This window comes from Caballeronia sp. M23-90, assembly GCF_053574605.1.
In genome coordinates this window covers 1-10,709 of record NZ_JBSIPA010000212.1, presented here as the reverse complement: position 1 = coordinate 10,709, position 10,709 = coordinate 1, and the positions used below count along the sequence as shown (strand labels likewise).

Sequence of the window (10,709 nt, the reverse complement as noted above, 5' to 3'; positions counted from 1 at the left end):
TGCCGGGTGAGGGCACGCACGCGGGCTTCGAGTTCGTTCAGCGCGAACGGTTTGGCCATGTAGTCGTCGGCGCCGAGGTCGAGGCCCTTGACGCGTTCGTCGACACTGTCGGCGGCTGTCAGGATGAGTACGGGCATCTGGGAATTGCGGGCCCTCAGGCGCCGCAGGACTTCGAGACCGGACATCATGGGCAGGCCCAGGTCGAGGATCAGGAGGTCGAAAGTTTGCAGCGAAAGGGCTGTGTCTGCTTCCACGCCGTGCTTGACGTGATCCACCGCATACCCCGATTGGCGGAGTGATCGAACGAGACCGTCCGCGAGTATGCTGTCGTCTTCGGCAATGAGTATTCGCATCGTAGTGTGCGCAAAAGGCATTGCCGGCACCGCAATTCGCCCGGCGCGGCGGTCTCCAGGTGTTGTGGTGCGCTTGCATGGTCAAGGCGTGGTGTTGAAACTACGCGCGCTGAACCCACTTGCAAAAACACCTGTTTTTTTATACAGTGTCTGTAGCAGTGCACCCAGTGGAGCAAAAGTCCGCGGGCATGCGCCAGATGCCGTTCATCATAGCAAAGGACGATTCATGGAAGATAGCAAGAAAGGCCCGGGCGGGATGTCTGCGGAAAAGAGCAAGGCGCTGGCCGCCGCGCTGTCGCAGATCGAAAAGCAATTCGGCAAGGGGTCGATCATGCGACTCGGCGCCGGCGAAGTCATTGAAGACATCCAGGTGGTGTCTACTGGTTCGCTCGGACTGGATATTGCCCTGGGCGTTGGCGGCTTGCCGCGCGGACGCGTTGTCGAAGTCTACGGTCCGGAATCGTCGGGCAAGACCACGCTGACGCTGCAAGTGATTGCTGAAATGCAGAAGCTTGGCGGTACGGCGGCATTTATTGACGCGGAACACGCGCTTGACATCGGTTACGCGCAGAAGCTCGGCGTGAACCCGTCGGACTTGCTGATTTCGCAGCCGGACACGGGCGAACAGGCGCTGGAAATCGCGGACGCGCTGGTGCGCTCGGGTTCCATCGACATGATCGTGATCGACTCGGTTGCGGCGCTGGTGCCGAAGGCTGAAATCGAAGGCGAAATGGGCGATTCACTGCCTGGCTTGCAAGCACGTTTGATGTCGCAGGCGCTGCGCAAGCTGACCGGCACGATCAAGCGTACGAACTGCCTGGTGATTTTCATCAACCAGATCCGCATGAAGATTGGCGTGATGTTCGGCAATCCGGAAACCACCACGGGTGGTAATGCGCTGAAGTTCTACGCATCGGTGCGTCTGGATATTCGCCGTATCGGTTCGATCAAGAAGAACGACGAAGTGATCGGCAATGAAACCCGCGTGAAGGTGGTGAAGAACAAGGTTGCGCCGCCGTTCCGCGAAGCCATCTTCGACATTCTTTACGGCGAAGGCATCTCGCGTCAGGGCGAAATCATCGACTTGGGCGTGCAGGCCAAGCTGGTGGACAAGGCCGGCGCCTGGTACAGCTACAACGGCGAACGGATTGGTCAGGGCAAGGACAACGCACGTGAATTCCTGCGTGAGAACCCGGAAATGGCGCGTGAGATCGAAAACAAGATCCGCGAGTCGCTGGGCGTCAATGCAATGGCTGAGTCACTGCCAGGCGTTGCCGAAGTCGCTGACGAAGAATGAGTGGTAGGCGGTAAAAAAGATGCTGCGCAAAAACCGGTTCGGATCAAAGGCCGGTCGCGACGCGAGTCGTGACTCGGAGCAAGACGTAAAGGACGATCCGGACGGCCCGAATTCCCTAAGCGATGACAGCGAGAGCGTCGACGCGAAGGATGGGGTTGATCGCTACGAACGAAGCAGCGATCGATACCGCGCAGCATCAAGCGAACGCGCTGGTGCGGAGGGATCTGCACCGGCGCGTCGTTCATTTGGGAACAGCTTTAGCAAGAGCGGTGGCGCTGCCGGCGATAAAACCAGCGGCGGATTCAAGGGCAGCAGCTTTTCGAACAGTAAAAGCAGCGGCAGCAGTTTCGGCAGGAAAAGCAGCTTCGGCAAAAGCGAAAGCGGAGGCGGAAGCCGTTCGAGCCTTTCGGCTGGAACGTCAAAAGCGGAGGCCATCGCAGCGAGCGTTGCCGTTGACAGCGAAAATGTATCGCCGGATGAAGCCGAGCCGGTATACGAGCGGTCGAGCGACCGTGCGTTTCCGAAGAAACGCAGCGCGTTTGGCGGCGGGGGTTTAGGGCGGTCGTCTACTGCGAAGGCATCGACGGGCGAATCGGACGACGTCTACGAACGCTCCAGCGATAAAAAATTCGGAAACGGTGGTTCAAGCGGGCGCAAATCATCGTTCGGCGGGAAGGCGGCCACGAAACCCGCAGACGGCGAAGACGTTTTCGAACGGTCGACCGAACGCGCGACAAGTCACAGAAGCGGGTTTGCCAAGAAATCGACCGGGGGCAAATCCGATTCCGATGCAGCAGATCTGGCCAAACAGCAAGCCGAAGCGAACGGCGCAGACGCAAACGATCGATTGAAGCAGGCCCGCGCCTTACTTGATCGAGCGGTTATTCAAACGCAGGCGGCATCTGCAAAAAACGCTGCTGCGGGTTCCAATCGAGCAGCCATCACGGGAGAGTTCGAACCCGCCGATCCTTTTGAGCCATTCGAACAATGCGTTCCGGTCGCCAGCAGCGCGGCAAGCGTGCAAGCCCCAATCTCAGACGCCGACTCCGTCTACACCCGCGGAACCCCGGGCCGAGGCAAACCACCGGCAGCGGGTGACGCTAAAAGCAAACGCCCACAACTCTCGCTGCGCGGCAGAGCGCTCGGCTATCTATCCCGCCGCGAACACAGCCGCGCAGAGCTATCGCGCAAACTCACCCCGCACGTCACCGAAACCGACTCGCTGGAAACCCTGCTCGACGCCCTTGAGCGCGAAGGCTGGCTTTCAAACGAGCGATTCGTCGAGAGCGTGGTTCACCGGCGCGGCGCCAAGCTGGGCACAAGCCGGATCGTGAGCGAGTTGAAGCGAAATGGCATCGATGAAACACTCATCCAGGACGCAAACGCAGCGCTAAAAGACACCGAACTCACCCGCGCCCGCGACGTGTGGAGCAAGAAATACGGCGAGCTGCCAATCACCCCGGCCGACCGCGCCAAACAAGCGCGTTTCCTCGCCACCCGCGGTTTCACCAGCGGCGTGATCATGAAAGTCCTGAAAGCCAGCGACGACGATTTCAGCATCGAAGAGTGCTCGTAACCGGCAAAACCAGCACAAAGCAGCCCTGAATCAGCAGTATCCGGCCTTCCGGCAACTGGGTCCGGCTCAAAATGCTCAGTATGGTAAAATCCGTATGTTTTCCCATCCGGCCTTTCTCCACACATGCCGCTTTCTCCGCCTGTTTCCCGTCAGTTGCGCCATCGCCGCGCGATTCGAATGGAAGCGTTTGAGCGTGACGATGGCTTGTGGGACATAGAGGCCTGCCTAACTGATGAAAAGCCGCGCGACGTCAAACTCGCGTCGGGCGTCCGGCCTCAAGGCCTGCCGATCCATGAACTCTGGCTGCGCATCACTATCGACCGCACGTTCGCTATCGTCGAAGCCGAAGCAGCTTCCGACTGGGCGCCGTATGGCCAGTTGTGTTCAGCGTCGAACCCGGCATATCGCGCGCTCATTGGCCTCAATCTCGTACAGAATTTCCGTCGTGAATCCAGCCGCCTGCTGGCCGGCACGACCGGTTGCACGCACCTCACCGAACTCTGCGCCGTCCTTCCCACCGCCGCCATCCAGGCTTTCGCGGGCGAAGTATGGAACACTGAAAAGGGCGGCTCGCCCGGACAGTCATCGGACAATTCGGGGGCGAACAGCACAGCAGCCGACACAGACAAACCGCCTTTCCAGCTCGGCCGTTGCAACGCTTTGCGTTTCGACGGCGACGCTGTCCGGCAACACTATCCACGCTGGTTCGGTCACGCGCCTAGAAACGCGCCGGACGGAACTGCACGCATCGTGGAAAAGGACAGTCCGAAAGACCGGGAGCGCACTTGAGCCAGCTCAGCGAATCCAGCGTGAGCAGGTTCACCAGAACTGGCCGACCACGAAATACCAGCAAGATCAGCAGAATCAGCATGAGTCCGGCGACGTTTGTCATCGCTGCCGGATAGATTGCTCGGCGTAAATCTTCGTATTCAACCATTCGAAGTTCAATCCAACTCTCAGACTGAAGGAATCACGCATGAAGATTCACGAGTACCAGGGAAAGGAAATCCTGCGGAAGTTCGGCGTCGCGGTCCCGCGCGGCAAGCCCGTGTTCTCGGTGGACGATGCGGTCAAGGCCGCTGAAGAGCTGGGCGGCCCGGTATGGGTCGTCAAGGCTCAGATTCACGCTGGCGGTCGTGGTAAGGGCGGCGGCGTGAAGGTTGCAAAGACGCTGGATCAGGTTCGCGAATACTCGAACCAGATCCTCGGCATGCAGCTCGTCACGCACCAGACCGGCCCTGAAGGCCAAAAGGTGAACCGCCTGCTGATCGAAGAAGGCGCGGACATCAAGAAGGAACTGTACATCGGCCTCGTGCTCGACCGTATCACGCAAAAAGTCGTGGTGATGGCTTCGAGCGAAGGCGGCATGGACATTGAAGAAGTCGCGGAAAAGACGCCGGAACTGCTGCACAAGTTCGCCGTCGAGCCGTCGACGGGTCTGCAGGACAAGGACGCCGACGATCTCTCGCGCAAGATCGGCATTCCGGAAGGATCGATCCCGCAAGCACGCGCCATCCTGCAAGGCCTGTACAAGGCATTCTGGGAAACGGACGCATCGCTCGCCGAAATCAACCCGCTGATCGTCACGGGCGACGGCAAGGTGATCGCACTCGACGCCAAGTTCAACTTCGACGCAAACGCGCTGTTCCGTCATCCGGACATCGTGGCGTATCGCGATATCGACGAAGAAGATCCGGCTGAAGTGGAAGCGTCGAAGTTCGATCTGGCCTATATCTCGCTCGATGGCAACATCGGCTGCCTGGTGAACGGCGCAGGCCTGGCAATGGCGACCATGGACACGATCAAGCTGTTCGGCGGCGAGCCCGCCAACTTCCTCGACGTGGGCGGTGGCGCCACGACCGAAAAGGTGACGGAAGCCTTCAAGATCATGTTGAAGAACCCGGGCCTGAAGGCGATCCTCGTGAACATCTTCGGCGGCATCATGCGCTGCGACGTGATCGCGGAAGGCGTGATCGAAGCGTCGAAGGCTGTGTCGCTGAAGGTTCCTCTGGTCGTGCGCATGAAGGGCACGAACGAAGATCTCGGCAAGAAGATGCTGGCGGATTCAGGCTTGCCGATCATCGCGGCCGACAGCATGGAAGAAGCTGCGCAGAAGGTCGTCGCGGCAGCCGAGGGCAAGTAAGCGCCAGGATTTTCCGGCAATTACGAGCGTTCCACCAGACACGAAAGGCGGCGCTTTTTCGCCTCGCCGCGCCTTGAAACAAGGCGCGCGGGTGAAAAGCGGCGCTGACGAACAGAGGTCACACCATGTCGATTCTGATCAACAAAGACACCAAGGTTATTACCCAGGGCATCACCGGTAAGACCGGCCAGTTCCACACCCGCGCTTGCCGCGAGTATGCGAACGGCCGTGAGGCATACGTTGCGGGCGTGAACCCGAAGCGTGCCGGCGAAGATTTCGAAGGCATCCCCATCTACGCAAGCGTCGCGGAAGCGAAGGCTGAAACGGGTGCAACCGTTTCGGTGATCTACGTGCCGCCGGCTGGCGCCGCTGCTGCAATCTGGGAAGCGGTCGAAGCCGATCTGGATCTCGCCATCTGCATCACGGAAGGTATTCCCGTGCGCGACATGCTCGAGATCAAGGACCGTATGCGTCGCGAAAATCGCAAGACGCTGCTGCTCGGACCGAACTGCCCGGGCACGATCACGCCGGACGAATTGAAGATCGGCATCATGCCGGGTCATATTCACCGCAAGGGTCGTATCGGCGTGGTGTCGCGTTCGGGCACGCTCACGTACGAAGCAGTTGGCCAGTTGACGGCTATTGGCCTCGGCCAGTCGTCGGCGGTGGGTATTGGCGGCGACCCGATCAACGGTCTGAAGCACATCGACGTGATGAAGATGTTCAACGACGATCCCGACACGGATGCCGTGATCATGATCGGCGAGATCGGTGGCCCGGACGAAGCAAACGCGGCTTACTGGATCAAGGACAACATGAAGAAGCCGGTGGTTGGCTTCATCGCGGGCGTCACGGCTCCGGCCGGCAAGCGCATGGGTCATGCAGGCGCGCTGATTTCGGGCGGTGCGGATACTGCCGATGCCAAGCTGGAAATCATGGAAGCATGCGGTATCACCGTCACGAAGAACCCGTCGGAAATGGCGCGTTTGTTGAAGGCGATGCTTTAAGGGACGGCTGATCGACAGGAAACGCGGGGCTTTGCTATGCTTGTGTAAGCCTTTCGTAACGCGTCGGTTATAAAAGCGGGGGAGCTAAGGCTTCCCCGCTTTTTTTTCGCGTGCTTTCTGTTGCTGTCGCTCACCGGTTTTTTCATGCTCGAATTTTTCGCCACCCTCCATTGGGGCGCTGTTCTTCAGATCATCGTCATAGATATCTTGCTCGGAGGCGACAACGCCGTCGTCATCGCGCTTGCCGTGCGCAACCTGCCCGACCAGCAACGCACGCGCGGCGTGCTGCTCGGCACGCTCGGGGCGATTGTCCTGCGGGTTGTGCTGATCGCGTTTGCGGTCGTGCTGCTCGGTATTCCCTTCCTTAAATTCGTAGGCGGCCTGCTGCTGTTGTGGATCGGCGTGAAACTGATGATGCCGGATCACAGTGATCCGAACGTGAAACGCTCCGATCAGCTTTGGGCCGCGATCAAGACCATCATCGTCGCCGACGCCGTCATGAGCCTCGACAACGTGATCGCGGTCGCGGGCGCCGCCGAGGCCGCCGACCCGCAGCATCGGCTTGCGTTGGTGGTCTTCGGCTTGCTTGTCAGCATTCCGTTGATCGTATGGGGCAGCACGCTGGTACTCAAGCTGATCGATAAATTCCCGATCGTGATTGCGCTGGGCGCCGGATTGCTCGGGTGGATTGCGGGTGGGTTGATCATTAATGATCCGTTCATCGATCGATGGCCTGCGTTGAATGTCCCGAGCGCCGAGTATGCCGCGCAAGTCGCCGGCGCGGTGCTTGTTCTGTCTGTCGGCTGGTTCTTTCGCAGGCGCGTGCAGTCCACGGAATCGAAGGCCGCGCACTGATTTTTCTCGCCGAACGTTAGCCGTTTGGCTGACTGCCGGCGGCTCGCAGGGCTCAATAAGATCGAAGCGTCTGGATTGCATCACGCAGCCAGACGCTTCGATCTTTTGGGAGTTCAGCGATGACAGTAGCGGTGTGCGGGTTCAAGAGCATCAAGGAAGGCAAGTCGTGGTTTCGACGAGCGTGGGCGCGCGGGAAGAAAAAGCGCTCAGGAAGAGGTTTCACGCTGATCGAGTTGATGATCGTGCTGGCGATTGTGGGTGTGGTCGCCGCCTACGCGATCCCGGCTTATCAGGATTACCTGGCGCGTAGCCGGGTGGGAGAGGGTTTGTCGCTGGCTTCGTCGGCGCGTCTGGCTGTGGCTGAGAATGCTGCGAGCGGGTCGGATCTGGGCGGCGGATATTCCGCGCCGCCGGGAACGCGCAACGTGGAGTCCATTCACGTGAATGACGACAACGGCCAGATCACGATCGCGTATTCCACGCGCGTGGCGCCCGCGGGCGAGAACACTATCGTGCTCGTGCCATCTTCGCCCGACAATGCCGACGCGCCGACCGCGCGCACGGTGCTGACGAAGGGCTCGGTCCAGGCCGGATCGATCACGTGGGAGTGCTTCGCGGCAACGAAAACGGCTTCGTCGTTGCCGGCGCCGGGCGCGGGTCCGCTGCCATCTGAGGCGCCGACTCTGCCACCCAATCTCGCACCGCCTGAGTGCCGTGCTTGATTTGACTATGCTGGTTTGACGGTGCTGAAAGGCTGACCGCAAGCAAACGTAATCGCTGCAGTGACGCATCGAGCGAGCACGCAGATTGCGGTCAGCTTCTTTGTTTCGCCGAAAGCGCCACGAATTTCAAATGATTCACAGCGATTTCAGCGCATTTCATGCACGTCGCCGCACAGCATGAGTAATTTTTTGTATAGTGCGCCGGTTGCCGACGTTCCCGACCCCTCATGCCTTCAAACATCGCGCGCTACCTTACTCTTGCCGTCCTCTGTCTGGCGCTGACGATTCCGTACGCGGTCGTCAACCACACGTATCCCATTCCGACGTTCTACGCGGAGTACAGCGCGCTCGGGCTGTTCCTTGCGCTCGGCGCCGCCATGGCGCTGGTCGTGCGTTTGTCCGAGCCGCGTATAGCGTTCGCAACGCCGGTCATGGCGCTGATGCCGCTGGTGCTCGGGCTGTTGCTCGTGGTGCAGACGGTCGTGCTGCCGGTCGCGCAGCCGTCGATGAACTGGCTGGGCGGCGGGTATCTGCTGGCGTCGTTTATCGCGGTGCATACGGGGTACGGACTCGTGCGCGCCGGAATGGCCGAGCGGGCGTTTCGATGGGGCGCGGCGGCGTTGATTGTCGGCGGCCTCTTTGCCGTGTTCTGCCAGGTCGTGCAGCTCTTTCACATGGAATCGAAGTTTTCGCCGTTCGTGGTGGCGTACAACGTGACCGTCGAGCGCCGGCCGTTCGGCAACATGGCGCAGGCGAACCACCTTGCCACCTATATTGCGTTCGCCACGGCGGGCGCGCTTTATCTCGTGCAGACGCGGCGATTGCCGGTGATCGCATGGCTCGTGCTCTCGGCGATTTTTTCCGCTGGCCTGGCGCTGACCGTATCGCGTGGACCGTGGTTGCAGATGGGCGTGATCGTGGTCGCCGGTTTGTGGATGGCGTTGATCCAGGGCCGCTCGACCGCCGCCGATGATCCCGACGCGCCTGCGAGTGATGCTTCCCGCAGCAAGGCGCGCGCTTGGTTGATCCCCGTCGTCTTGCTCGTGCTGTTCTTCGCGGTGAACGGCGCGATCCGCTGGGCGAATGTGCGTTATCAACTCGACCTGGGGCAGTCGGCGGCGGAGCGCATGCAGGATGCGAACCAGATCGCTCCCCGGCTTGCGCTGTGGAAATACGGCTGGACGATGTTCCTGACGCATCCGCTTCTCGGTGTGGGCTGGGGCGAATTCCCGCTGCACCAGTTCGAGTTCGTGCGCGAACTTGGCGGCGTGGAGATCGCGAATAATTCGCACGATATCTTCATCGATTTGCTCGCAAAAACCGGCCTGCTCGGCTTGGCGATCGTGCTGTTCGGCGTCATCGGCTGGCTTGTGCGCGTGCTGCGCGCGCCGCATACGCCGGCGCGGATTTTTGGGCTCGCGTTGCTGGGTGTTCTGATGATGCACGCGCTCGTCGAATATCCGCAGCAGTACATGTTTTATCTGATGCCCGCCATGCTGATCTTCGGCTTGCTGGAGACGCGGCCTTTGCGGTTGGTATCGCGTTCGTTTTCTTACGGGCTTTATGCGGCGCTGGTCGTGCTCGGGCTGCTTTCGCTTTATCCGGTCCTGCGCGATTACAACCGCGCCGAAGTGCTGTATTACGGCGCCCGGCCGGCGGAGCAGTACGCGGCGGATCCGTCTATCCTGTTCCGCGCGTGGGGTGAATATGGTGCGGCGACGCTGTTGCCCATGAATGGTCAGGATCTTGCCAGCAAGCTCGATATGCACCATCAGGCGATCGCGTTGTTGCCCGGCGAAACCGTCTTGCGCCGATACGCCGTGCTGCAAGCGCTGGCCGGCCAGGATCAGGACGCGCTCGATACCATGGCGAGGCTGAAGATTTTCGCGACCGAGTTGCACGACTGGCCGACACAACTGGCATCGGTATTCAAATCAGTCGATGAGCAGGGCAAGCCGCTCGCCGGATTCAAGGCGGAGCTGGTGAAGTTGTATGGGCTGCCGGCGTCTCCGGCAACCGATGATAGTGACGACGATGATGGGGATGATTGAATCCCCGGCGACCTTGTTCTCCAAAGGTTTCGCTCAGAAATAAATCAAGGCCGTTTCAGCGCAAGCTGGGACGGCCTTGGTTCATATGCAACGGGTTAGTTGAAGGAATCAGTCCTTCGCCACCCAATCCCCCGACTTCCCCCCGTGCTTCTCCATGACGCGAACGTCGGTGATCGTCATCCCGCGATCCACCGCCTTGCACATGTCATAAACCGTCAGCAAACCGATCTGCACGGCCGTCAGCGCTTCCATCTCCACGCCGGTTCTTCCAACCGTCTCGACCCGCACTTCGCAATGCACGCCGGGCAATGTCTCATCGATGGAAAAATCCACTGCCACGCGCGTCAGCGCCAGCGGATGGCATAGCGGAATCAGATCCGACGTGCGCTTTGCGCCCTGGATCGCGGCGATCCGCGCGACACCCAGCACGTCGCCTTTCTTTGCCTTGCCGTCGCGGATCAGCGCGAGCGTGGCGGGCAGCATCGCGATGGAACCGCGTGCAACGGCAATGCGCCGGGTTTCGCTTTTGTCGCCGACATCGACCATGTGCGCTTCGCCAGAAGCATCGAAATGTGTAAGTCCGGACATGAATTCTCCTTGCATCGGGCGCTCATCATACCAGCGGCGGTCACGATCGGCTGGAAACGCTTATCGTAGCAGCGTGAGCGCGCACGGACCACCCGCCTGGATCGCCGCACGCCGCTA

The 10,709-nt window shown here is 60.3% G+C and carries 10 protein-coding genes; 8 read left to right on the top strand and 2 right to left on the bottom strand.

The window, feature by feature from the left end; all coding sequences use genetic code 11:
- On the bottom strand, positions 1–353 hold a 353-nt coding region (locus ACRXB1_RS20105; RefSeq protein ID WP_449492990.1), incomplete at its 3' end, for a response regulator.
- Between the two features lie 226 nt (positions 354–579).
- Between ACRXB1_RS20105 and recA the strand changes: the two genes are divergently transcribed.
- The 8 genes from recA (at position 580) to ACRXB1_RS20065 (ending at position 10,004) form a co-directional block, all read left to right on the top strand.
- A complete protein-coding gene (gene recA, locus ACRXB1_RS20100) occupies positions 580–1,650 on the top strand; it encodes a recombinase RecA (protein WP_061998620.1) in 1,071 nt (356 codons plus the stop codon).
- A gap of 847 nt (positions 1,651–2,497) precedes the next feature.
- On the top strand, positions 2,498–3,226 hold the full coding sequence (recX, locus tag ACRXB1_RS20095; RefSeq protein WP_449492989.1) for a recombination regulator RecX: 729 nt from the start codon (positions 2,498–2,500) through the stop codon (positions 3,224–3,226).
- A gap of 123 nt (positions 3,227–3,349) precedes the next feature.
- Positions 3,350–4,015 (top strand): DUF2889 domain-containing protein, encoded by a 666-nt coding sequence (locus tag ACRXB1_RS20090; RefSeq protein WP_449492988.1) that lies wholly within the window; start codon positions 3,350–3,352, stop codon positions 4,013–4,015.
- A 172-nt stretch (positions 4,016–4,187) separates the two neighbouring features.
- Positions 4,188–5,369 carry an ADP-forming succinate--CoA ligase subunit beta gene (sucC, locus tag ACRXB1_RS20085; protein WP_368665778.1) on the top strand — a complete coding sequence of 394 codons (1,182 nt, stop codon included), beginning with the start codon at positions 4,188–4,190 and terminating at the stop codon, positions 5,367–5,369.
- Positions 5,370–5,494: 125 nt separating this feature from the next.
- The gene (gene sucD, locus ACRXB1_RS20080) at positions 5,495–6,376 is read left to right on the top strand and encodes a succinate--CoA ligase subunit alpha (protein ID WP_031359567.1); all 882 of its coding nucleotides are present in this window, start codon (positions 5,495–5,497) and stop codon (positions 6,374–6,376) included.
- Positions 6,377–6,520: 144 nt separating this feature from the next.
- Positions 6,521–7,231 (top strand): TerC family protein, encoded by a 711-nt coding sequence (locus ACRXB1_RS20075; protein ID WP_449492987.1) that lies wholly within the window; start codon positions 6,521–6,523, stop codon positions 7,229–7,231.
- A gap of 119 nt (positions 7,232–7,350) precedes the next feature.
- Positions 7,351–7,953 (top strand): pilin, encoded by a 603-nt coding sequence (locus ACRXB1_RS20070; protein WP_086382927.1) that lies wholly within the window; start codon positions 7,351–7,353, stop codon positions 7,951–7,953.
- A gap of 227 nt (positions 7,954–8,180) precedes the next feature.
- Positions 8,181–10,004: a PglL family O-oligosaccharyltransferase gene (locus ACRXB1_RS20065; protein WP_449492986.1), complete on the top strand. Its 1,824-nt coding sequence runs from the start codon at positions 8,181–8,183 to the stop codon at positions 10,002–10,004.
- 108 nt (positions 10,005–10,112) lie between these two features.
- Here the strand turns inward: ACRXB1_RS20065 and moaC are convergent, their stop codons facing one another.
- Entirely contained in the window at positions 10,113–10,592 is a 480-nt protein-coding gene (moaC, locus tag ACRXB1_RS20060) for a cyclic pyranopterin monophosphate synthase MoaC (protein WP_086382926.1), read from the bottom strand.
- Positions 10,593–10,709 lie beyond the last annotated feature (117 nt).

Coding starts and splice junctions, on each gene's coding strand:
- recA (WP_061998620.1), top strand. CDS start 580: ATGGAAGATAGCAAGAAAGGCCCGGGCGGGATGTCTGCGGAAAAGAGC.
- ACRXB1_RS20090 (WP_449492988.1), top strand. CDS start 3,350: ATGCCGCTTTCTCCGCCTGTTTCCCGTCAGTTGCGCCATCGCCGCGCG.
- sucD (WP_031359567.1), top strand. CDS start 5,495: ATGTCGATTCTGATCAACAAAGACACCAAGGTTATTACCCAGGGCATC.
- ACRXB1_RS20075 (WP_449492987.1), top strand. CDS start 6,521: ATGCTCGAATTTTTCGCCACCCTCCATTGGGGCGCTGTTCTTCAGATC.
- ACRXB1_RS20070 (WP_086382927.1), top strand. CDS start 7,351: ATGACAGTAGCGGTGTGCGGGTTCAAGAGCATCAAGGAAGGCAAGTCG.
- ACRXB1_RS20065 (WP_449492986.1), top strand. CDS start 8,181: ATGCCTTCAAACATCGCGCGCTACCTTACTCTTGCCGTCCTCTGTCTG.
- moaC (WP_086382926.1), bottom strand. CDS start 10,592: ATGTCCGGACTTACACATTTCGATGCTTCTGGCGAAGCGCACATGGTC.